The sequence below is a fragment of the Geobacillus sp. 47C-IIb genome (assembly GCF_014679705.1).
GTDB lineage: Bacteria > Bacillota > Bacilli > Bacillales > Anoxybacillaceae > Geobacillus > Geobacillus thermodenitrificans.
Window position 1 is genome coordinate 1,223,957 of sequence record NZ_CP061473.1, and the last position, 23,078, is coordinate 1,247,034.

Below are 23,078 nucleotides of genomic sequence, written 5' to 3' on the forward strand. Positions count from 1 at the left end.
AAGCGAGCGCCCCGCTTATAGCTGGGACGCTCGCTTTTCTGCTTCTGGAATGAGTGTTTTCAGCTCGCGGCGCAGCAGTTTTTGTGCCGCATTGCGCGGCAGCGCATGAACGAAATAAATGCGCGCTGGCACTTTATATTTGGCTAATCGGCCGCGGCAAAATTGCTTCAGTTCATCCTCATCGGCCGCCGCTCCTTGCTTCAATTTCACAAACGCATACGGCACTTGTCCCCACGTTTCATCTTCCATGCCGGTCACCCCGGCTTCTTCGACATCCGGATGAGCAAGGAGCACGGCTTCAATTTCGGCCGGATACACATTTTCGCCACCGGAGATGATGAGGTCAGAGCGGCGGTCGAGCACGTACAAAAATCCCTCTTCATCGACGTAACCGATATCTCCCGTATAAAACCAACCGTCGCGGATCGCCTGTTCGGTCGCCTCCGGCCGGTGCAAATACCCTTTCGTTACGTTCGGCCCTTTCACAACGATTTCCCCAGCTTCATACGGCGCCGCCGGCTTTCCATCGCGCACGATGCGCAACTCGGCGGGAAAAAGCGGCTTGCCCGCTGAACCGAGCTTTGTCAAGCTGTATTCGGGGGCCAGCGTAACAATTTGCGACGCCGTTTCGGTCATCCCGTACGTTTGGTACACTGGAATGCCTTTTTCTTTGCACACTTCAAGCAGCGGCTTCGGCGCCGGCCCGCCGCCTAACAGCATACAGCGGAACGTATCCGGGTAGCGCTCTCCCCCTAATTCCACCACCATCCGCTGCAGCATCGCGGCCACAACCGACATGACAGTGACCTTGCCGTCCATGATCAAGGCATTAGCCGCCTTGGCATCAAACGACGTTTGCAACTGCATCGGCATCCCGTAAATGACGCTGCGCATCGCGATCGACAGCCCGCTAATATGAAACAGCGGCACCGCCGCCAGCCAGCAGTCGCGCTCATGCAAACCTAAATTGAGAACGGAACCGACGGCGCTCCACCAGTGGTTGCCGTATGTTTGCAGCACGCCTTTCGGGGTGCCGGTTGTCCCCGATGTGTACATGATCGTCGCTGTCTCGTCCAAATGGTACGTTTCTTTGAGTGGGACGTCCGCTTCTGCAAGCCCGGCGAGCGCGCTGACGGTAATGACCCGCTCGTCACCGCCGAAGCGGTCGGCGAAACCATCATCCGCAATGACAAAACGCGCCCCGCTGTCATCGAGCTGCCAACCAAGTTCATAAGGGGTCAGGCGCACGTTTTGCAGCAAAGCGCGGGCGCCGAGGAAAAACAACGCATGGACGATTTCAATCATCTCGATGCTATTTTTCATAAGCAAGGCGACAATGTCGCCTTCTTTGATTCCCGCTCCGGCGAGGCGGCGCGCCCAGCTTGCGGCGGCTTCATACAGCTCGGTGAACGTTTTCGTCCGCTCCCCATCACTGATGGCCGTCCGCTCCGGAGTCAAAAACGCCCGCTGCTTCAGCCAGTTCGGCATGGTCGTCATTTCGTTTTTCCTCCCTTCGGTCGCAAAAAAGCAGCTTGATGCCGCATCAAGCTGCTTTTTCGTTCTCACGGAAAAGACCGGTGGGCAACCTTTTGCCCTCAATCGAGCCAAGCGTGCGCATGTTCACGGAAATGATTCATGCGCAGATTGGCCCCCATCCAACCGTGACAATGTCGGCTCAAGGCGCGCACATGATCACGGAAAACGAGGGAACTGGCCGAAGTCCGGTTTCCGTTTTTCCTTAAACGCTCTCATTCCTTCTTTTGCTTCTTCCGTCGTATAGAAGAGAAGCGTCGCATCGCCAGCGAGCTGCTGAATGCCGGCTAAGCCATCGGAATCGGCATTAAACGCCGCTTTTAAGAAGCGAATCGCCGTCGGACTTTTCTCCAAAATTTCTTGCGCCCATTTGACCGTTTCTTCCTCGAGCTGTTCAAGCGGCACGACTTTGTTGACGAGCCCCATCTCGAGCGCTTCTTGGGCGTTGTACTGGCGGCACAAATACCAAATTTCGCGCGCTTTTTTATGGCCGACGATGCGCGCCAAATAACCGGCGCCGTAACCGCCATCAAAGCTGCCGACTTTCGGCCCGGTTTGACCGAAGATGGCATTGTCTGCTGCGATCGTTAAGTCGCAGACGATATGAAGCACATGACCGCCGCCGATTGCATACCCGGCAACCATCGCGATGACCGGTTTCGGGATAACGCGAATGAGCCGCTGCAAATCGAGCACATTCAAGCGTGGGATTTCGTCCTCGCCGACATAGCCCCCGTGGCCGCGCACTTTTTGGTCGCCGCCGGAGCAAAACGCTTTGCCGCCCGCGCCGGTCAAAATAATGACGCCGATGTTCGAATCATCACGCGCCCGCGTGAATGCATCAATCAGCTCGTTAACTGTTTTCGGACGAAACGCATTATGTACTTCCGGACGATTGATCGTAATTTTAGCGATGCCGTTGTACGTTTCGTAAATAATATCTTCATAATCGTGTTCTTTTACCCATTCAAACGGCATTCATACTACCCCCTTTTAATCAATTCACTTACTATTTTAGCAAAAATGCCGGGTTGTTCCACATGAATTGCATGTCCGACCTTTTGGACACAGACGAGTTCGCTGTTTGGGAGTCGTTCATGCATGTCGGCAGCGATGCGGCAAAATTTCTCATCGTACTCCCCGCAAAGAAGCAACACAGGCACTTTGACCTCCCCAAGCCGATCCCACCATGACGGCTGCACGCCCGTTCCCATTCCGCGCAAACTGTTGGCGAGTCCTCGCTCCGTATGGCGAAGCCGCTCACGACGAATGGCATCCTGCACGGGCTTCGGGAGTTTCTTTTGGGTCGCAAACAACGGGAGCTGTTCCCAATAATCGACAAATGCACGCACGCCGTTTCGTTCAATCATTTGCGCGAGCGCCTCATCGGCTTCTTGCCGCGCGCGCCGCTCCGCTTCCGTCTTCAACCCGGGCGAGCTGCTTTCGAGCACTAAACGGCGGAGGCGGTGCGGATACCATATAGCAAAGCTTAAAGCAAGCCGCCCGCCCATCGAATAACCAAGCACGTTTGCTTTTTCGATACGAAGTGCATCAAGAAGTGCCGCCAAGTCGGCCGCTGCCTGTTTCATTTGATACCGCTCAACGCTCTTTGGCGCCTCCGTCCGCCCGTGCCCTATTAGATCGACGGCAATGAGACGGAAGTCTCCCCAAGAACGAAGGAGTGGCCGCCACGTATCCGCACTGCCGGTAAACCCGTGCAACAGCAATAACGGCTCCCCTTCCCCATATTGTTCTACATGGTAACGGATTCCATTCAATTCCATGGTTCTTCCGTTCCTTTTTGTTCGAGAAATTTGGCGATTTCCTGGGAAACACGTTCCCACAAAAATCGATGCATTTGGACATTTTCTGTGCGCGACGTGCGCACTTCGATGACACTTAACCCACCTGTGTTGAGCGATTCGGCGACATGGTGGCGAAACTCGCCCCATGTGTGCGGCACTGCATAACGGCCGCCATACATCTCGACCGCATGAGCAAACGTCAAATCGGTCGGCGTGCCAAACAACGTTTCAAACGGCCCTTCATGGCGCGCTTGCGGCAAAAAAGAAAAAATGCCGCCGCCGTTATTGTTCATCAACACAATCGTCGCCTGCAGTCCATGCATTTTGGCCGCCAGCAGACCGTTTAAATCATGGTAAAACGACAAATCGCCAATGACAAGCACAAGGGGCGATGCGGCAAGGCTGGCGCCCAACGCGCTTGAAACGACACCGTCAATGCCGTTAGCACCGCGGTTGGCGAGAACGCGAAGCGGCTTGTCCGTGGCAAAGAGAAACGTATCGGCGTCGCGAATCGGCATGCTGTTGCCGACAAAAAGGGTGGCTCCGGCCGGCAACAACTCAGCGAGCTCAGTGAACACTTTTCCTTCAAACCATTCGTCTGCCGGCAAATGCTGCCGCAACACGGTGCGGGCAATGTCGTTCATCTCCCGCCATGTCGTCGACCACGCGCTCTCCTTTTGCTTCGGTCTAGCGATGTCAAGCAGCTGGCGGCAAAGAACCGTTTCATCGCTGCGGACGAAGCACGCCGCTTCCAACGTCGGATCGCGCCAGCCGCCGTCATCGACGACAATTTGGCGGATGGAACGGTGTTGCTTCAACCATAAAAACAGCGGCTTGGATACCGGCATGGCGCCGAACCGGAGCACGACATCCGGCACAAGCCTCGAAGCGACCGCCTCGTCTTTTAAAATGGCATCATAGCTATCGATGACATACGTTTTGTCATGCGCACCAGCGCGCAGTTGGGAAAGCGGGTCAGCAAGAATCGGAAAGTCAAGCGTCCGTGCCAGCTCTGTGACCGCTTCAGCGAAGCCGGGCTGATCAAGCGCTCCGCAAACAATGAGCCCGCGTTTCGCCGCCGCCAACTGCTCATAGAGCGCCGCCACGTGCTCTGCTGGCAGCGTCGCACGGCCGCTCATGATTTGCGGCGTTTCCGCAACCGTACGCACCTTCTCCCAAACGGCCTCGTCGATGGTCGGGACAAGCGGCTCGCGGAGCGGAACGTTGACATGCACTGGTCCGGCCGGCGCCCCCGCTGCGATGGCGGCGGCCCTTGCCGCCATCGTCCGCGCATAGCTCAGCATAGGATCCGTTTCTTCCGGCAACGCCAGATCGACAAACCATTTCGCATAGCGGCCGTATAAATGCAGTTGGTCGATCGCTTGCGGGGCCCCGACATCGCGCAGTTCATGCGGTCGGTCAGCCGTCAGCACGACAAGCGGCACGCGCGAATAGTACGCCTCAACAATGGCCGGCAAATAGTTGGCCGCCGCGGTCCCTGACGTGCACACTAAAGCGACCGGCCGCTGTTTCGCTTTCACCATGCCGAGGGCAAAAAACGCAGCCGATCGTTCATCAATGTGCATGGAAAAGTGGAGACCGCTATGCGCCGCCATCGCCATCGCGAGCGGCGTCGAGCGCGAACCAGGGCTGATGACGGCTTCTGTCACCCCGGCTTGCACAAGCCCGTCAACAAAAGCGGCCACATACCATGACAACGCATTAGTCATTGCTCATCACTCCTAAAGCCGATAACATCGGAGCCATTTTGACGTTCGTCTCTTCGTACTCGCTCGTTGGATCTGAATGGGCGACGATGCCGCAGCCGGCAAACAGCATGGCTTTATCGACGTCAAGCAAGCCGGAGCGAATGGCAACTGCCCATTCCCCGTTGCCGTCAGCATCCACCCAGCCGATCGGAGCGGCGTACCACCCGCGGTCAAGCGGTTCAAGAGAACGGATCGCTTCCATCGCTCGTTCGCGTGGCGTTCCGCCGAGCGCCGGCGTTGGGTGCATCATTTCTACAAGGCGCAACACGGATGGCTCCTGGCAGCCGCGGCCGACAACTGGCGTGCACAAATGTTGGATATGCGGCAGCTTCAGAAGCTGCGGTGCTGTCGGCATCTCCACCGTCTCGCAAACGGAAGAAAACACGCGGCGGATCATGTGCACAACGAATTGATGTTCCTCACGGTTTTTCGAATCAGCCTGCAGCCAGGCGCCAAGCTGTTCATCTTCTCCAGGGCTGCTTCCGCGGCGCACGGATCCCGCCAAGCACACCGATTGGCACATCTCTCCGTCTTTTTGAACGAGCTGCTCAGGCGAGGCGCCAATAAAACAGCGGCCATCTTGTTCAAACGCAAAAAGGTAAGCAAACGGCTGCTGTTCACGAAGCCGCGCCAGCACAGCGGCGGCGTCAATCGTCCCGGTGAACGCCAACCGCCGCGAACGAGCGAGCACGACTTTATCCAACCTTCCGACACGAATGGAAGCAATCGCTTGACGGACCGCCGCGAGCCACCGCTCTTTTTCCTCCTCTTCATCTGAGACGAGCGCTGGAAGCGTTGCCGAAACCGGCTGCGGCTCCTCGATCCGTCTAAACAGCCGCCCGATTCGCTCCATATCCCGCTCTACGCCGTCAGTTGGTAGCGTGACCGTCAGCAGCGTCCGTCCGTTTTTAACCGAGAGAAGCACCGTCGGCGCGATGAGTTTTCCGGCCGGAAAACCGCGCCATACGGATGTGCGCGGTTGATGCGGGTCAAAAGCAAACCCGCCAAACAATAGCGGCGGCATATCCGCTTCACCGTGCCGCTCGATTTGTTCAACCCATCGTTGGCGCTGCTGTTCGACATAATGAAACCGTCCGTCTGTTTCCTCTGTTTCGATCGTATAAGCCGAGCCAAGGCCGACAAAGATGGTGCTGCCACTTCGGTCAGACCAAAAAAATCGCTCGCGAAACCCGCAGGATGGCCCTTGCATAAAAAAAGAAACCGGATCGATGTCTTCCAACGGTTCCGTCCAGCTCACAAACGGCCGTGCGGCATTTGCCGCCAACTCGTGCAGTTGTTGTTGGATTTTATGTTGAGATACAATTGCCACGACCCTCACGCTTTCTTTCGTTAGATTCCTTCTCCATCCCCTACTTTCATTATATATAATAGGAAATCATTTATCTATCGGAAAGGGTTGACACACCTGAAACGTTTTCCTACACTTATTTTGAACGTAAATGAAACGATATTTTCACGAAACATTAAGGGGAAATCAGTATGCAACCATCAACACATATTGATCACCAACCGCCTGCCCGCCGCGACTGGCGCGTCTTTTGGCGGCTGACGCGGCCGCATACGCTGACAGCGGCGTTCGTACCGGTATGTGTCGGCACGGTGCTGGCGCTTGGCGAGACGGGGGTTCGCTTTTCGCTCTTTGCTGCTATGCTGGTCGCTTCACTGCTCATTCAAGCCGCAACCAACATGTTTAACGAATATTACGATTATAAGCGCGGGCTCGATTCGCCGGAATCTGTTGGCATCGGTGGCGCCATCGTCCGCGATGGCCTCGAACCGAAAACCGTGTTAACACTGGCGTTCGCCTGCTGTGGAGCGGCCATGCTCATTGGCGTTTACATTTGCGCGCAAAGCAGCTGGTGGCTTGCGGTCATCGGAACCATTTGTATGGCGGCGGGCTACTTTTATACCGGTGGACCTGTTCCGATTGCCTATACACCGTTTGGCGAACTGGCGGCCGGGTTTTTTATGGGATTTGTCATCATTTTAATTTCATTTTTTATCCAAACCGGTGATGTCAGTGCGAAGGCTATATTGGTGGCCGTTCCTGTCGCCATTTTAGTCGGGGCCATCTTGCTCGCCAACAACATCCGCGACCTAGACGGCGACCGCGAAAAAGGGAGAAAAACGCTTGCCATTTTAGTCGGGCGCGATTGGGCAATCCGCGTGCTTGCGATGATGTTCGCCGCCGCGTTTCTTTGGGTTGTGGCGCTTGTTCTGTTCAGCGTCGTACCGTTTTGGACATTGCTTGCTTTATTGAGTGTGCCAAAAGCGGTGGCAGCGGCGCGCGGCTTTATCGGTAAAACGAAACCGATCGAGATGATGCCGGCAATGAAAGCGACCGCCCAAACGAATACGCAGTTTGGCTTTTTGCTCGCTATCGGCTTGCTCGTCAACCATTGGCTGTGACACGGTCAGAATGACCGTGTTTTTTTTTGATTTTCGCCCATACTACACCATATAGACGCTATTGTGAAGGAAGGGGTTGCAACCGATGTTGACGAGCGAACAACTTGCCGCCTTCCGCTCAACGCTGCTTGAGATGAAGCGGGACATTGAAGACCGGCTGAAGCAAAACGACCATTTCGGCATCGTGCGCAGCCATGCCCACGATGCCGTCGGCGAGCTGGCGAGCTACGACAATCATCCGGCTGACGAGGCGACCGAACTGTATGAACGGGAAAAAGACCTCGCTTTAGACGAACATACTGAGCGCGAACTTCGTGAGATTGAACAGGCACTCGAGGCTATCGATGACGGCACATACGGGACGTGCCGCGTCTGCGGGCAGCCGATTCCGTACGAACGGCTTGAGGCGCTGCCGACAACTCTTTATTGCCGGCAACATAGCCCCGACCAGACCGTCTCACAAAAACGGCCGCTCGAGGAAGGGGTGCTTATGCCGCCGTTTGGCAAATTTGATTTTGATGACCGCGATGAGTCGGTCGCTTACGATGCTGAGGACGCATGGCAGGAGGTCGCCCGTTACGGTACGTCCGACACCCCGTCCGACCTTGGCAAAAACGTCGATCATTACAGCGAAGTGTACGCCGAGTCGGAAGAGAACGTCGGCTATGTCGAAGACTTGGAAAATTTCGCCGCTGTCGATTTGTACGGGAGAAACGTTAACGTGTACCCGACCCGAGAACATGAACGGCTCGAAAACGTACTGGATGATGAAGGCATCATGTCCAATATCGGCGATTTGCCGGCCTATGAAAAAGACCCGTATACATCCAAAGACACGCATCGCCGCTAGACGAAGAGGGGCGATGGCCGCCGGAACGATGGACGCCACTATGCTAAGAAAAAGACCATCCGTGTGATGGTCTTTTTTGAAACAGAAAAGGCGTGTTTTTCGTAGTACATAATGGAACGTTGATGAAGATGATGGAGGAGAAATGATGAACGCACACGAAATTGATTACCAGTTGTACGGCGATGACATGCAGTTTGTCGAAATCGAGCTTGACCCGCGCGAAAGCGTCATTGCGGAAGCGGGCGGCATGATGATGATGGAGGACGGCATCGTCATGGAAACGGTATTCGGCGACGGTTCCTCGAGCGGAAAAGGGCTGCTCGGTCGCCTCGTTGGCGCCGGCAAACGGCTGCTCACCGGGGAAAGTTTGTTTATGACGGTGTTCACCAATCAAGGAACCGGCAAGCGCCGCGTCGCCTTCGCCGCTCCGTATCCAGGAAAAATCATCCCGGTCAACTTGCAGGAACTCGGTGGGAAGCTGATCTGTCAAAAAGACTCATTTTTATGCGCGGCCAAAGGCGTCTCTGTTGGCATTGAATTTCAGCGCAAGCTCGGCACCGGCTTTTTCGGCGGTGAAGGATTCATTATGCAAAAGCTGGAAGGAGACGGTCTCGCCTTTTTGCACGCCGGCGGAATGATTCACCGCCGCGAGCTGCAACCGGGAGAAAAGCTGCGCATCGATACCGGCTGCCTTGTCGCTATGACAAAGGAAGTCAATTACGACATTGAATATGTCGGCAACATTAAGACGGCCTTTTTTGGTGGCGAAGGACTGTTTTTTGCGACATTGACCGGACCGGGAGTCGTCTGGGTGCAATCGCTCCCATTCAGCCGGCTCGCTGACCGTGTGATCGCCGCCGCTCCCAGCTCGGGTGGGCGGTCGGTCGGCGAAGGCAGCATCTTAGGCGGCATTGGCGATTGGTTTGATGGAGACGACTAACACGAAAAGGGACGTTCTGCTTGGTTCAGAACGTCTCTTTTCTGTTCATGCCGTTGCCGCCCAATCAAGGTCAGCAACCGTGATTCACCAAACCTCTTGACTGGTGCGCAACCGCCCTTGATTTTGCTTTTGCCTCACATCGATGGTGAAATGCCCCAAATATCGACGGCGTACTCGGCGATCGTCCGGTCGCTTGCAAAGTAGCCGGAGTGCGCGATGTTGACCGCGCTCATATACCACCAGCGTGCCGGGTCGCGGTAAGCGGCCTCCACCCGCTCATGCGCTTCGGTATAAGCGGCAAAGTCGCGCAGAACGAAATATTCGTCGTTTTGCGTCAGCAAGGAGTCGTAAATCGGCTCAAAGTAATCAGCAACATCAGGGAAAAAGCCGTTCACAAGTTGATCGACCACTTGTTTAATCCGTTTGTCGTGGTGGTAATATTCATGCGCCCGGTAACCGCCGTGTTCGTAGTAGTTCAGCACTTCTTCGGCGGTCAGCCCGAACAAAAACATATTTTCTTTTCCGACCGCTTCGGCGATTTCGACGTTCGCTCCATCGAGCGTGCCGAGCGTGAGCGCCCCGTTCATCATAAATTTCATGTTGCCCGTCCCGGACGCCTCTTTGCTCGCGGTTGAAATTTGTTCGCTCACATCAGCAGCCGGGAAAATTTCCTCCGCAAGCGACACGCGATAGTTTTCTAAAAAGATGACTTTGAGCTGCTCGTTCGTCTGTTTGTCATTGTTCACCTTATCGGCAACCGAATGAATCAGCTTAATGATTCGCTTGGCGTAATAGTAGCCAGGCGACGCTTTCGCTCCGAAGATGAACGTGCGTGGGTAAATCGAGAAGTGCGGGTCTTCTTTTAGACAATTGTATAGATACATAATGTGCAGTACATTCAACAGCTGTCGTTTGTAGGCGTGCAGCCGCTTCACTTGCACATCAAAGATGGACGACTCATCAACACGGATCCCGGTCTTTTCATAAATGCGGGCAGCGAGCTTGCCTTTGTGCTGCTGCTTAACGGCCGAAAGCGCCTGCTGGAACGCCGGATCGGAGGCATGCGGTTTCAGCTCGATCAGTGTTTCCGGCTCGTGAATCCAGCGCGAACCGATCGTGTCGGTAATCAACGCCGACAGCTCGGGGTTCGCTTTTAACAGCCAACGTCGATGCGTCACCCCGTTCGTTTTATTGTTAAACTTGTGCGGCGCCCATTCGTAAAACAAGCGCATTTCCCGCTGTTTCAAAATTTCTGTATGCAGCTTCGCCACTCCGTTGACGCTATGGCTGCCGGCGATGGCCAAATGCGCCATTTTCACCACGCCATGGGCGATAATAGCCATTTGTTCAATCCGCCCCCAATCGCCGGGGTAGCGTTCCCATAGCTCACGGCAAAATCGTTCGTTAATTTCCTCGACGATCATATAAATGCGCGGCAAGAGCGGCTGAAATAAATGAATCGGCCATTTCTCAAGCGCTTCGGATAACGTCGTATGGTTTGTGTAAGCGATCGTATGGGTCGTAATGTGCCACGCTTCTTCCCAACTCATGCCTTCCTCATCGAGCAAAATGCGCATTAGTTCCGGAATCGCCAACACCGGATGAGTGTCGTTTACATGAATGGCGACATATTCATGAAGCTGGTGTAGGTTCCCGTGCTGAAGGCGATGGGCGCGCACGATGCTGCCAAGGCTGGCGGCCACGAGAAAATATTGCTGCTTCAAGCGTAAAATTTTCCCTTCGTCATGCGCATCATCCGGGTATAAAAATTCGGAAATGGCTTCTGTCTCCCGCTTGTATTGCATGACATCCTTATGAAGCGGGAACGTTTTCGCCGGCTCCGCGTTCCAAAGCCGCAGCGTATTGACCGTGTTCGTCCCGTAGCCGATCACGGGCATGTCGTATGGCACCGCCATCACTTTTTCGCTGTCGATATGGCGGAAGACGAGGCGCCCGTTTTGTTCGGACACCTCAACTTTCCCCCAAAAATTGACCTCGACAGCCAGCTCCTCTTTTCGTATTTCCCAAACGTTTCCGTGGCGCAGCCATTGCTCAGGCAGCTCGACTTGATAGCCATCGACGATCTTTTGGTCAAACAGCCCGTGTTTATAGCGGATGCCATGGCCATGGCCCGGCAAATTCAACGTCGCCAGCGAATCGAGAAAACAGGCGGCGAGCCGCCCGAGTCCGCCGTTGCCAAGCCCGGCATCCGCCTCGCTCTCCTCGACATCTTCAAGACGAATGCCGAGATCGCGAAGCCCCTCTTCAACGACCTGACGGACACCAAGGTTTAATAAGTTGCTGCCGAGCAACCGGCCCAATAAAAACTCGATCGACAAATAATACACTTGCTTCCGCTTTTGCGCCCGATTGCGCTCATTCGTGGCGATCCAATGGCGGCTAATATGTTCACGTACCATATGACCAAGCACATAATAATGGTCGCGCGTCGTCGACTCCTCGAACTGTTTGCCGCACAACGTTTCAAGCCGTATCAAAAACGCCTGTTTAAACGTTTCTTTATCCGTGAACAAGCGTGTGCTCCTCCTTTTTGATCAGCTGTTCATAGGCTTGTTTATATTGGTTTGCCGACCGACGCCAACTGTAATCACCGCGCATCGCCCGTTCCGTCAACTGCTCCCAAACGGATGGTTGGCGGTAAAATGACAGCGCCCGGCGAATCGTATACAGCATGTCATGAGCGTTAAAATTGGTAAAGCTGAACCCATTTCCTTCTTTTGTTATCTCATTGTATGATTGCACCGTATCGTTTAATCCCCCAGTTTCCCGGACGATCGGGATCGTTCCATACCGGAGCGCGATCATTTGGCTCAGCCCGCACGGTTCAAATAACGACGGCATTAAAAACAAATCGGCACCGGCGTAAATTTGGTGGGCGAGCGGTTCATGGAAGCCGATGTACACGCCGACTTTGCCCGGATACGCCGCAGCCATTTGCGAGAAAAATTGTTCAAACCGCCAGTCGCCCGTGCCGAGTACGACAAGCTGCATATCTTCACTCATCATCTCATGAAAGACGCATGTTACTAAATCAAGCCCTTTTTGCGCCGTCATTCTCGTGACCATCGCGATAAGCGGTACATCGTCCCGCTCCGGCAAGCCGAACTGCCGCTGCAAGGCACGCTTGTTGAGTTGTTTTCTTTCCCGCGTATGTACGCTATACGTCGCCGTCAAAAACGGATCCGCTTCTGGATTGTAAAACTCATCGTCAATGCCGTTTAAAATGCCGAGCAGATCATCCCGCCGCGCCCGCAGCAAACCGTCTAACCGCTCGCCGTAATAGGCGGTTTGAATCTCCTCTTTATACGTCGGGCTCACTGTTGTAATCAAATCGGAAGCAACGAGCGCCCCTTTCATAAAGCTGACGCAGCCATAAAACTCAAGATGATCCACAGTGAAATAGCGACCATCCAAATTCAATAAGTCTTCTAAAATGCCGCGCGGAAACAGCCCTTGAAACTGCAAGTTATGAATCGTAAAGACGGTGCGCATGTCGACATAAAACAGCTCATGCCGGTATTGTTCCCGAAGCAAAAACGGCACCATGCCTGTATGCCAGTCATGGCAGTGAATTACATCGGGCTGGAACTGAATTTCCGGCAACACTTCGAGCACCGCCCGACAAAAATAGGCGAACCGCTCGCCATCATCATAATGGCCGTACAGCTGCGGCCGCTTAAAATAATATTCGTTGTCGATAAAGTAATAGATGACTCCGTCATGCCGAAGCTCCTCCACGCCGCAATATTGGCGCCGCCACCCAACCGGCACGATGAGCTCGGCGACTTTTTTCATTTTCTTTTTCCATTCAGGGGCGATCGTTTCATATTTCGGCAACATCACGCGGGCATCAATGCCGAGCCGGCGCAGCTCTTTCGGCAGTGCGCCGGCGACGTCAGCCAATCCCCCTGATTTGGCAAACGGTGCACATTCGGAAACGGCAAATAGGACCTTCATCGGCTGATAACCTCCCCTTGCACCGTTCCTTTGCGGACGATAAACGGTTGTTCTTTCGTTCCTTTGAGGACGACACCTGGTTCAACCTTGGCATCTTTATCAATAATGACGCCATCAAGGACACAACCGTCACCGATTTGGCATTTTTGCATAATAATGCTATTGCGCACAACCGCTCCCTTGCCAATTTTGACGGAGCGGAACAAGACGCTGTTCTCCACCGTTCCCTCAATGACGCAGCCGTTGGCGATCATCGAACGCTTCACGTTCCCCTCCCGTCCATATTTCGTCGGCGGCTCGTCCTTGACTTTCGTATAAATCGGATGCGACGGGAGAAAGAGTTGTTCCCAGACGTCTCGGTCGAGCAGCTCCATGCTTGAGCGAAAATACTGTTCCACCGAGTCAATGACCGCCGCATACCCGCTATATTCATACTCGCAAATCGACAACGAACGATGGTAATCGCGGATGACATCGACAATGCTATAGTAACCGTGGTTTTTGTAGTCGGCGATTAAGTCAAGCAACAGCGACGTTTCAAGCAAATACATTTCCAGCGACCGACCTCGATGGCGGATTTCGGTCACATCGCAGCCATTTTCGATATGACGCTTCAAGACGGCGTCAAAATCGATGTTACATACCGTATAGCCGTTCGCAATGACCGCATATTTTTGCCGGCTCCGCAAAAAATAGTCAATATGCTGCTCAAAATGAGCAAACGCTCCGACCCGGCGCTCGCCAGAAAACAGCAAATCCGGCGACGGGAAGAAAAACAGCCCGTCCCGTTTTCGGTTTAAATCCCAGTTCTTCCCTGACCCTAAATGGTCCATGAGAGAGCGATACTGATATTTCGGAAAAATAGCGACACTTTCAATGCCGGAATTGACCATGCTTGAGAGCACGAAGTCAATGAGCCGGTACCGCCCGGCAAATGGTACTGCGGCGATCGAACGCTGCTCGATGAGCGGCTCCAACGCCTCAATATACGTTGTCGCGTCAATGACGCCTAACATCTTGTTGTTCATTATGCTTCATCCTTCCTAGCTGTTTCCTCATTCGATTGCTTAAGCCATTCGGCGGTCACCAACACGACATCGTCAGCATCTTCCGGGCAAACCGACGAATGCGGCGGGATGATCGAATCAGGAGTAACAATCGCCCGTTCGACATACGCTCCTTCGCTGACTGCCGCTCCGGGCATAATGACCGACTCTTTCACGACCGCCCCTTTACCGATACGAACGCCTTGGAACAGTACTGAACGCTCCACCGTTCCTTCGACGACGCATCCTTCATTGACGAGTGAGTCACTCACTTCCGCTTCCGGAGAAATATATTGCGGCGGCTGATTCGGATTGACGGAATAAATGCGCCATGAACGGTCGAACAAGTCGAGCTCATTGTTCTCATCAAGCAAGTCCATGTTCGCTTCCCATAAACTTTTCACCGTACCGACATCTTTCCAGTATCCTTCAAACGGATACGCAAACAGCCGCTTTTTCTCCCGAAGCAACATCGGGATGACATCCTTGCCAAAATCGTGTGAAGAATGCGGATTCGCGTTGTCGATTTGCAAATATTGCTTCAACAGCGGCCAGTTGAAAATATAAATGCCCATCGATGCCAAATTGCTTTTCGGTTCAGCCGGTTTTTCGGCAAACTCAACAATTTCCATCTCTTCGTTCGTATTCATAATCCCAAACCGGCTCGCTTCTTCCCATGGCACCTCAATGACCGAAATCGTCACATCCGCCTGTTTGGCGATATGATAGTCGAGCATGTGCTGATAATCCATCTTGTAAATATGGTCGCCAGACAATACGAGCACGTAATCCGGATTATATTGTTCGATGTAATTGATATTTTGATAAACCGCGTTTGCGGTGCCTTCATACCATTTCACACCGGAAGAGACGGAATACGGCGGAAGAACGGTGACACCACCATTTCGCCGGTCCAAATCCCACGCGCTTCCAATGCCGATGTACGAGTGAAGGAGGAGTGGCTGATATTGAGTCAGCACTCCGACCGTATCAATGCCGGAATTCGTGCAATTGCTTAATGTAAAATCAATGATCCGGTACTTCCCGCCGAATGGCACGGCCGGTTTAGCGATGTTTGTCGTCAGCGAGCGAAGCCGACTTCCTTGCCCGCCGGCCAATAACATGGCGATGCATTTCTTTTTCATTTCGCTTTCTCTCCCCTCGTTTTTGCACTGGCCGTAAAATGGAAATGCCAAATGGCGGAATCGTCATGCGCACGTGGTATGGTTTACCATGAAACGGCTCATTGAAGGCGGAAAGCCGTTTCCCATTGACATGCCCCGATCCACCAAACGTGACCGCATCGCTATTCAGCACTTCCCGATACGGTACGAGCAACGGCACTCCAACTTTGTAGTCGTCATACGCCTGATTTGTGAAATTGCAAACAATAACAAGCACATCATCTTCTTTTTTCCCGCGGCGGATGAATGAGAAAATGCTTTGTTCAGCGTTGTGAACGTCAATCCATTCAAATCCTTGCGGGTCATGATCCAATTCGTAAAACGGCTTATACCGTTTATAGCAGGCGATTAACTCTTTCATGTAATCGTTCATCTTCCGGTGCAGCTCAAAATCAAACAGCACCCAATCGAGTTCATCCTCAAACTTCCATTCATCAAACTGAGCAAATTCATTGCCCATAAACAACAGCTTTTTCCCCGGATGAGCCATCATGTAGCCGTACAAGAGGCGCAGCTGGGCGAACTTCTCTTCATACGACCCTGGCATTTTATTGAGCAGCGATTTTTTGCCATGCACGACTTCATCGTGGGAAAACGGCAAAATGAAATTTTCCGAATACGCATAAAGGAGGGAGAACGTTACTTGGTTATGCACATGCCTCCGCTCATACGGCGGTGTTTCCATGTACTTCAGCATGTCGTTCATCCAGCCCATGTTCCATTTATAATTAAAGCCGAGTCCGCCTTCATACGTCGGCGCGGTCACCTTCGGCCAGTCAGTCGAATCTTCCGCAATCATCAGCGCATTCGGATCATAGGCAAACACCGCTTCGTTTAACTTGCGCAAAAACTCGACCGCATACGGGTTCTCGTACAGCCTGTCATTGTTCGGCCAATAAAGCATATTGGCAACCGCATCGACCCGGAACCCGTCGATATGGTAATACTCGAGCCAAAACAACGCGTTCGAGATGAGAAAACTGCGCACTTCCGGCTTGCCTAAATCAAAATTGGCCGTCCCCCAAACGTAATTTTCTCGGTCTTTTTCATTCGCGTATTCATACGTCGGGGCGCCATCAAACATATATAACCCATGGGCGTCCTTGCAAAAATGCCCCGGCACCCAGTCCATAATGACCCCGATTCCCGCCTGATGGCAACGGTCGACGAAGTACATGAAGTCGTGTGGCGTACCATAGCGACTCGTTACCGCATAATACCCTGTTCCTTGATAGCCCCACGAGCGGTCGAGCGGATGCTCGACAAGAGGAAGCAGCTCAATGTGCGTAAACCCATGATCGAGCACATACGGGATCAGTTCATCGGCCATCTCACGGTACGTATAAAAACGCCCATCTTTTTTCTTCCACGAACCGAAATGGAGTTCATAAATCACCATGGGCTGATCATAAATCCGTTTTCGTCGCTTCTTCCGCTTCCAAGATTGATCGTTCCACTGGTATCCTTTCAGATCGTAGACAATCGAGGCGGTATGAGGACGCAATTCGGAGTAAAAAGCGTACGGGTCGGCTTTGAACAGCACCTGTCCGTCCGGCGTAACAATCTCATACTTATATAAATGCCCTTCCAAGTTTTCGGCGACAACAATCGTCCATACCCCTTCATCATTCACTTTCTCAAGGCGAAAATCCGTCCCGTCCCAATCGTTGAAACTGCCGACAAGACGCACCTCGCGCGCGTGCGGCGCCCAAACACAAAAACGGGTGCCGACCTTCCCGCCCTCATTAATCACATGGGCGCCAAACAGCTCGTAACTTTTATACAAGCTGCCTTCATGAAACAAATACACTTCCAAATCCGTCGGATTCGCCGCAATCAAACCGTATCGCATCCTTTCCAAAGCAAGATGATGGCCACACATTATTCCTTATTCGCCACTTCACCGCTGCATTCCTCGAAAAAATTATCTATATTTTTTGACAAAATCCATCAAAAATTGTGGGATTTGTCGATAAATTTTTTGCACACCTAGCACTTTTTATATTATAATAGATATAAATTAATAATTATTATAAAAAAGAGGTGTATTATGTCTCCTGGAGCATACGATTTTCATCATCTTCCACACGTGAAAACACAAACCCAGTCGAAAAAGGCGCTTTGGATTACACTCGTGCTCACCGTCTTTTTCACGGTTGTTGAAATCATCGGTGGGGTGCTCTCGAACTCGCTCGCTTTGTTGTCTGATTCAGCCCATATGGCTTCCGATGTCTTAGCGCTCGGCCTGAGCATGGTCGCCCTTTACATGGCGACACGCCCGCCAAACCGCCGCTTTACGTTCGGGTTTTTGCGGTTTGAAATCATTGCATCGTTTTTAAATGGATTGACGTTGGCAGTCATTGCGGTGTGGATTTTATGGGAAGGCATTGAGCGGTTTCTTCATCCAGAACCGATCCAGTTTCGCCTCATGCTCGGCATTGCCGCGATCGGTCTTATCGTCAACTTAACGTTGACCATCGTCTTAAGCCGGAGCACAAAAGAAGAAGATAATTTAAACGTCCAAAGCGCCCTTTGGCACTTTATCGGCGACTTAATCAGCTCCATCGGCGTCATCATCTCAGCGCTGCTCATTTATTTCACCGGTTGGACGATTTTCGACCCGATCATCAGTCTCGTGATCGCCGCCATCATTTTCACCGGCGGGGCGAAAATTATGCGCGAATCGTATCTCATTCTGATGGAAGCCGTGCCGGATGAATTCGACCTCGAACAAATCCGCGCCGATATACGGAACATCGAAGGGGTCGAAGACGTGCATGACATGCATTTATGGGCCATCTCGACCGACCATTATTCGCTGTCGGCCCATGTGTTTGTCAATGAGCACATCCAGCCGCTTTGTGTCATTTTGGCGGTGAATGAAATGCTGAAGGAAAAATACGGCATCGAGCACGCCACCATTCAAGTGGAACACGCCATACTTCATGACCACGGCAGCTATGGCAAAGCGTTTTTAGAGAAAAGAAAGGCGTCACAACCATAAAGACCGCCCATATCAAACTGGCACGGGCGGTCAAAAACGTAAGGAGGGTGTCTCAAAGGAAATGGGGCATCCTTTTCATCATTTATACACAAGTACAACATTTCCATTAGATAATCTCTTCTTGCTCTTGAAGCTCAGGATCCTCCTTTGGATCAGCCGTTGCTCTTTCGATCTCACACAAGGCAAAGCAGATGAAAAAGCCCTCCTTCGTTTACCTTGTACGGTTTTACCGTTGCAGCTCATATTGTTCTTCCCGCATCGTTCCGTATTGCTCATAACGAATATGCCACGAGAGCGCTTTTTCCAAGACGTGCGGCGTATGGCCGCCGCGCTTAAGCGCTTCGTTGAAGTAATCGCGCAGCGGCTGGCGGTAGTCCGGATGGGCGCAACGTTCAATGATCAACGGAGCGCGTTCCACAGGAGCCAGCCCGCGCAAGTCGGCGTATCCGTACTCGGTGATAATTACGTCGACATCATGCTCGGTATGGTCCACATGCGATACGAATGGAACGATGCTCGAAATCGCCCCTTGCTTAGCACTTGATTTCGTAACAAAAATCGTCAGACGCGCATGGCGCGCAAAGTCACCCGAGCCGCCGATCCCGTTCATCATCTGGGTGCCGCGGACGTGCGTCGAGTTGACATTTCCGTAAATGTCGGCTTCAAGTGCCGTATTGATCGAAATGAGACCGAGACGACGGATGATTTCCGGGTGGTTTGAAATCTCTTGCGGTCGCAAAACGAGTTTTCCTTGATACGCTTCCAAATTTGTATACACTTGTTCCATCTTGCTTTCTGACAACGTCATCGAACAACCGGAAGCGAACCGTACCTTCCCTGCATCAATCAAATCGAACATGGCGTCCTGCAATACTTCCGAATACACTTCCAAGTCATAAAATTCAGAATCTAATAAGCCGTAAAGAACCGCATTCGCGACCGAACCGATTCCCGCTTGAATCGGTGCCAACCGCTCCGACAACCGTCCCGCTGCCACTTCGGCGCGAAGAAAATCGATTAAATGATTGGCGATCGCCGCCGTTTCCTGATCAGGCGGTACAATGGTTGATGGCGAATCCGTTTGGCTCGTAATGACAATGCCGGCGATTTTGGCGATGTCTACCGGAATGCCAATCGTTCCAATCCGTTCATCCACTTTGGTCAGCGGAATCGGGGCGCGCTCTCCTTGCTTGCCAACTTCATAAATGTCATGAAACCCATACAGCGCTTTCGGCTGAGCCATGTTTAATTCAATGATCACTCTTCTTGCTTTGTTAACAAAAACGGACGAATTGCCGACAGAAGTCGTTGGGATGATCATTCCGTCTTCGGTGATCGAAACCGCCTCCACAATCGCGTAATCAATTGGTTTCAATACATCCGAACGGACCAGCTCCGCCGTATGCGACAAATGCTGGTCAACAAACAGCAGCTCCCTTTCATTGATTTTCCGGCGCATCGTCGCGTCAGCTTGAAACGGTAACCGTTTCTGAATAATCCCCGCTTCCGCCATCAGCTTATCAATATCCGAACCGAGCGAAGCCCCTGTATAGACGTCAACTTTCAGCGGCTGCTGCTTCGCTTTCTCTATGAGTGCCATCGGCACCGCTTTGGCATCACCTGCACGGGTAAAACCGCTTAATCCAAGCGTCATGCCGTCATGAATCCACGAGGCCGCTGTTTCCGCTGTCACAATCCTCTCCCTCAACGCTCGATGGCCGATCCGTTCGAAAATGCGTTGCTCCACAGCGACTTCCCCCTTTTTCTTTTTTCTCTCATTATAGCGACCGGCAAGGGGAAAATCATTCGAATGGGAGTAAAAGGGCTTTCTTTTGCATTCAAGCAGCATTTTTCCTACATAACACAGAAAAATTCATTCTATGGTGACGAGCGCCTTGCTCAATTTGCGCCTAAAACGATGGCGGTTTAATGACAAAAAACCTTTCTCTCATCTAGACATGAGGATGTTTGAAGGTTTCGAGAATCAACATGGCCACGACGCAGCGATTTTCGACAACCTGTCTCGTTACCAAAAAAAATAGCCGCCCGTATCGGCGGTTTCATCAAAAGCCGAGCAATCTTCGAAAATGGCTCGCATACGTTTGGCTGACAGGCACTTTGGAGCCATCTTTCATCACAAGCAAAAACGTGGAGTGTGAATCCGGGTGAATTTCCGCGATAGAATCGACATTGACAATATACGACCGATGACAGCGGACAAACCGATGGCCGGGAAGCGAAAACTCCAATTCGGTCAAATTGTATTTATGATACCCTTCGGCATGCATCGCTTTCACAAATGTCTTTCGGTTTTGCGCCTCCAAATACACAACCGCTTCAAACGGAATCGGAATCCACCGATCCATCGTCCGTACAGTCAAATACGATGTCGCCAGAAGCGGCCTTTTCGGCCAAACAGCGGTCACACACCCTTTTGGCACGCCGTCTTCTAAAATCGGAACCGACACGCCGAAATACGGAACGCCAAACACCCGGCTATCCTTTTGTTCCTCAATCTTCCGGCGGATTACCAACGCTTTGTATGTCACCGAATCCGGCTTAATTTCATCCCCTGGACGGATTTTCAAATCAATTTGTCTGCTCGGCTGGTAGTAAATGTACCGCCGGTCATCCGAAATGGCAAGCGATGCTTCAACGGGAAACAATTCGTTCACCACTTGGCTGATGGCTGAAACAAGCCGCGAATCCATACGCCTCACCTCTCGCAAACCATGGCCACACCTTTATTTTCAAGCGAGCCTAGTGTGTTTGTCAAACAGGAAGGGAAATGAATCCATTTTTAGCGAGAAAAAAGGAATTCAACGGGAGCATGGCGAACCTTAGGAATCATCGTCATGATCAACAACCAAAGAGGTGTGTTCGATGGAAATGGATACAGCTTTATCGTTTTTAAGTGTCGCTGTTGTGCTGACGCTCGCCCCAGGCCCAGATATTTTATTCGTCATCGCCCAAAGCCTATCTCAAGGCAAAAACGCGGGTATCGCCACCGCGCTCGGGCTTTGTACAGGGCTTGTCGTCCATATTAGTGCGGCGGTGCTCGGCGTCTCGGCCGTCATTTACCAATCGGCCTTAGCGTTTGCCATCGTCAAATACGCAGGCGCCGCTTATTTGCTTTACTTGGCATGGCAAGCGTTCAACGAAAAAGACGCCGGCTTGGCGCTCGAGCGTCAAGAGCGGCTAACCTTGATGTCACTGTACAAAAAAGGCATTTTTATGAACGTGCTCAATCCGAAAGTGTCCCTCTTCTTTTTGGCGCTATTGCCGCAATTCGTCCATCCGTCAGCGGGCCAAATCCCGCGGCAAATGCTGGTGTTAGGCGTCATCTTTCTCGTTCAAGCGCTCGTTGTCTTCACCTTAGTGAGCATCGGTGCGGAAAAACTGCGCCATTGGCTGTTGTCGAACGAACGAATCGCTCGGCGGATCCATTGGCTAAAAGGCGTCCTCTTTGCCGTCATCGGCATCCAAATCGCCTTCAGCGAGCGGTCGTAGGGGGCAAACAAAGCGAGCGGGCTGTTTTGGCAAGCCCGCTCATCATGCTTTCGTCTGCAACAGCTTCACACCAAGCCCAACAAACACAATCCCCGTCAATCGATTGATGAGAAGCGCCATTTTGGCGTTTTGGCGCACCCGTTTCGTTGCTAGCGCAGCAACATAGACGACGCCAAGCCCCCACATCGTGCTCGTCACAACGAACGACAAACCAAGCAACAAAAACGGAAGCGGGCCGTATGGCTGATCCGTTTGAATGAATTGCGGCAAAAAGGAAAGGAAAAACAACGCCACTTTCGGATTCATCACATTGGTCGTCACGCCTTGCCAATAAATCTTTTTCAGCTTCGTCGGCGCCAATTCCTCAGACTCCAGCGCTGGCGGCGCCGGCTGCCGCATCATTTTGATGCCAAGATACACCAAATACGCCGCACCAGCAATTTTCACAGCCGTAAATAAGACAACCGACTGCTGCAAAATCACGGCTAAGCCAAACGCAGCGAGCAGCGTATGAACGAACACTCCTGTCGAAATGCCCAACACCGAATACACGCCCGCTTTTCTCCCTTGCGCCACACTGCGCCCCATAATATACATCGTATCCACTCCCGGAGTGGCATGCATCAAAATCGACGCCAGCAAATACATCCCATAGCTTGTAATGCCTAACACACGTCTCCCCCCTGACCAAGCTAGCAAACGGTCGTCCACGGACCGCAGCACCGTTTTCGTGCAATGTCACAAAAGGTTGGTAGCTTCACCACCGATACAGTGACAAAAGCGGGTTGTTTTCCAAAACCCATGATTCCAAGATCCCCCGATTTCCACCGGCCTTCGAAAAAGCCGGTGATGGAGAGCGCCCGGTTGGACAGCATTCCTTCCCAAAGCGAAAATCTTTTTTTCCTGCCATGACCGCTCGCTCAACAAAAACAGCTTTCTTTCACTGTCCTTTCAAAATTACAGTAAAAGATCTGCCTTTCATCGTCAATCAAAAAAAGCGATATTTTCGAAATAGAAAAAAATGAAGTG

The 23,078-nt window shown here is 52.3% G+C and carries 19 protein-coding genes; 6 read left to right on the top strand and 13 right to left on the bottom strand.

Going from position 1 to position 23,078, the window contains the following annotated elements:
- Window positions 1-15: 15 nt before the first annotated feature.
- From IC804_RS06170 to IC804_RS06190, 5 genes are all read right to left on the bottom strand, one after another.
- A complete protein-coding gene (locus IC804_RS06170) occupies window positions 16-1,497 on the bottom strand; it encodes an o-succinylbenzoate--CoA ligase (protein WP_008880972.1) in 1,482 nt (493 codons plus the stop codon).
- Between the two features lie 195 nt (window positions 1,498-1,692).
- On the bottom strand, window positions 1,693-2,511 hold the full coding sequence (gene menB / locus IC804_RS06175) for a 1,4-dihydroxy-2-naphthoyl-CoA synthase (RefSeq protein WP_008880973.1): 819 nt from the start codon (window positions 2,509-2,511) through the stop codon (window positions 1,693-1,695).
- 5 nt (window positions 2,512-2,516) lie between these two features.
- Complete coding sequence (gene menH, locus IC804_RS06180; RefSeq protein WP_008880974.1) at window positions 2,517-3,317, bottom strand: 2-succinyl-6-hydroxy-2,4-cyclohexadiene-1-carboxylate synthase; 801 nt, start codon at window positions 3,315-3,317, stop codon at window positions 2,517-2,519.
- A complete protein-coding gene (gene menD / locus IC804_RS06185) occupies window positions 3,308-5,068 on the bottom strand; it encodes a 2-succinyl-5-enolpyruvyl-6-hydroxy-3-cyclohexene-1-carboxylic-acid synthase (RefSeq protein ID WP_081157197.1) in 1,761 nt (586 codons plus the stop codon). The genes menH and menD overlap by 10 nt, the downstream gene beginning before the upstream one ends.
- Window positions 5,061-6,437, bottom strand: coding sequence for an isochorismate synthase (locus tag IC804_RS06190; RefSeq protein WP_029760552.1), 1,377 nt, complete (start codon window positions 6,435-6,437; stop codon window positions 5,061-5,063). The genes menD and IC804_RS06190 overlap by 8 nt, the downstream gene beginning before the upstream one ends.
- A 170-nt stretch (window positions 6,438-6,607) precedes the next feature.
- Between IC804_RS06190 and IC804_RS06195 the strand changes: the two genes are divergently transcribed.
- From IC804_RS06195 to IC804_RS06205, 3 genes are all read left to right on the top strand, one after another.
- The gene (locus IC804_RS06195; protein ID WP_081157196.1) at window positions 6,608-7,537 is read left to right on the top strand and encodes a 1,4-dihydroxy-2-naphthoate polyprenyltransferase; all 930 of its coding nucleotides are present in this window, start codon (window positions 6,608-6,610) and stop codon (window positions 7,535-7,537) included.
- 85 nt (window positions 7,538-7,622) lie between these two features.
- Window positions 7,623-8,387: a yteA family sporulation protein gene (locus IC804_RS06200; RefSeq protein WP_008880978.1), complete on the top strand. Its 765-nt coding sequence runs from the start codon at window positions 7,623-7,625 to the stop codon at window positions 8,385-8,387.
- Between the two features lie 145 nt (window positions 8,388-8,532).
- Window positions 8,533-9,327 carry a TIGR00266 family protein gene (locus IC804_RS06205; protein ID WP_029760550.1) on the top strand — a complete coding sequence of 265 codons (795 nt, stop codon included), beginning with the start codon at window positions 8,533-8,535 and terminating at the stop codon, window positions 9,325-9,327.
- Between the two features lie 134 nt (window positions 9,328-9,461).
- On the opposite strand, the gene IC804_RS06210 is transcribed toward IC804_RS06205, so the two are convergent.
- The 5 genes from IC804_RS06210 to glgB are packed head-to-tail and all read right to left on the bottom strand — an operon-like array spanning window position 9,462 to window position 17,417.
- Complete coding sequence (locus IC804_RS06210; protein WP_081157195.1) at window positions 9,462-11,861, bottom strand: glycogen/starch/alpha-glucan phosphorylase; 2,400 nt, start codon at window positions 11,859-11,861, stop codon at window positions 9,462-9,464.
- Window positions 11,848-13,305 carry a glycogen synthase GlgA gene (gene glgA / locus IC804_RS06215; RefSeq protein WP_029760549.1) on the bottom strand — a complete coding sequence of 486 codons (1,458 nt, stop codon included), beginning with the start codon at window positions 13,303-13,305 and terminating at the stop codon, window positions 11,848-11,850. The genes IC804_RS06210 and glgA overlap by 14 nt, the downstream gene beginning before the upstream one ends.
- Window positions 13,302-14,333 carry a GlgC family sugar phosphate nucleotidyltransferase gene (locus tag IC804_RS06220; RefSeq protein ID WP_008880982.1) on the bottom strand — a complete coding sequence of 344 codons (1,032 nt, stop codon included), beginning with the start codon at window positions 14,331-14,333 and terminating at the stop codon, window positions 13,302-13,304. The genes glgA and IC804_RS06220 overlap by 4 nt, the downstream gene beginning before the upstream one ends.
- Window positions 14,333-15,496 carry a glucose-1-phosphate adenylyltransferase gene (locus IC804_RS06225; RefSeq protein WP_081157194.1) on the bottom strand — a complete coding sequence of 388 codons (1,164 nt, stop codon included), beginning with the start codon at window positions 15,494-15,496 and terminating at the stop codon, window positions 14,333-14,335. The genes IC804_RS06220 and IC804_RS06225 overlap by 1 nt, the downstream gene beginning before the upstream one ends.
- The gene (gene glgB / locus IC804_RS06230; RefSeq protein WP_081157193.1) at window positions 15,417-17,417 is read right to left on the bottom strand and encodes a 1,4-alpha-glucan branching enzyme; all 2,001 of its coding nucleotides are present in this window, start codon (window positions 17,415-17,417) and stop codon (window positions 15,417-15,419) included. The genes IC804_RS06225 and glgB overlap by 80 nt, the downstream gene beginning before the upstream one ends.
- 168 nt (window positions 17,418-17,585) lie before the next feature.
- Between glgB and IC804_RS06235 the strand changes: the two genes are divergently transcribed.
- A complete protein-coding gene (locus tag IC804_RS06235; RefSeq protein ID WP_011888030.1) occupies window positions 17,586-18,539 on the top strand; it encodes a cation diffusion facilitator family transporter in 954 nt (317 codons plus the stop codon).
- Between the two features lie 226 nt (window positions 18,540-18,765).
- On the opposite strand, the gene IC804_RS06240 is transcribed toward IC804_RS06235, so the two are convergent.
- On the bottom strand, window positions 18,766-20,286 hold the full coding sequence (locus tag IC804_RS06240; protein WP_008880986.1) for a succinyl-CoA:acetate CoA-transferase ScpC: 1,521 nt from the start codon (window positions 20,284-20,286) through the stop codon (window positions 18,766-18,768).
- On the opposite strand from IC804_RS06240, the gene IC804_RS06245 reads away from it, so the two are divergent.
- Window positions 20,254-20,469 carry a hypothetical protein gene (locus IC804_RS06245; protein ID WP_190300667.1) on the top strand — a complete coding sequence of 72 codons (216 nt, stop codon included), beginning with the start codon at window positions 20,254-20,256 and terminating at the stop codon, window positions 20,467-20,469. The two genes, IC804_RS06240 and IC804_RS06245, sit on opposite strands and share 33 nt — an antisense overlap.
- Window positions 20,470-20,602: 133 nt before the next feature.
- Here IC804_RS06245 and IC804_RS06250 read toward each other — a convergent pair whose 3' ends face one another.
- Complete coding sequence (locus IC804_RS06250; protein ID WP_008880987.1) at window positions 20,603-21,250, bottom strand: LytTR family DNA-binding domain-containing protein; 648 nt, start codon at window positions 21,248-21,250, stop codon at window positions 20,603-20,605.
- 172 nt (window positions 21,251-21,422) lie between these two features.
- On the opposite strand from IC804_RS06250, the gene IC804_RS06255 reads away from it, so the two are divergent.
- Window positions 21,423-22,049, top strand: coding sequence for a LysE family translocator (locus tag IC804_RS06255; RefSeq protein ID WP_008880988.1), 627 nt, complete (start codon window positions 21,423-21,425; stop codon window positions 22,047-22,049).
- A gap of 42 nt (window positions 22,050-22,091) precedes the next feature.
- On the opposite strand, the gene IC804_RS06260 is transcribed toward IC804_RS06255, so the two are convergent.
- Window positions 22,092-22,721, bottom strand: a complete 630-nt coding sequence (locus tag IC804_RS06260; RefSeq protein ID WP_029760545.1) for a LysE family translocator — start codon at window positions 22,719-22,721, stop codon at window positions 22,092-22,094.
- Between the last annotated feature and the right edge of the window lie 357 nt (window positions 22,722-23,078).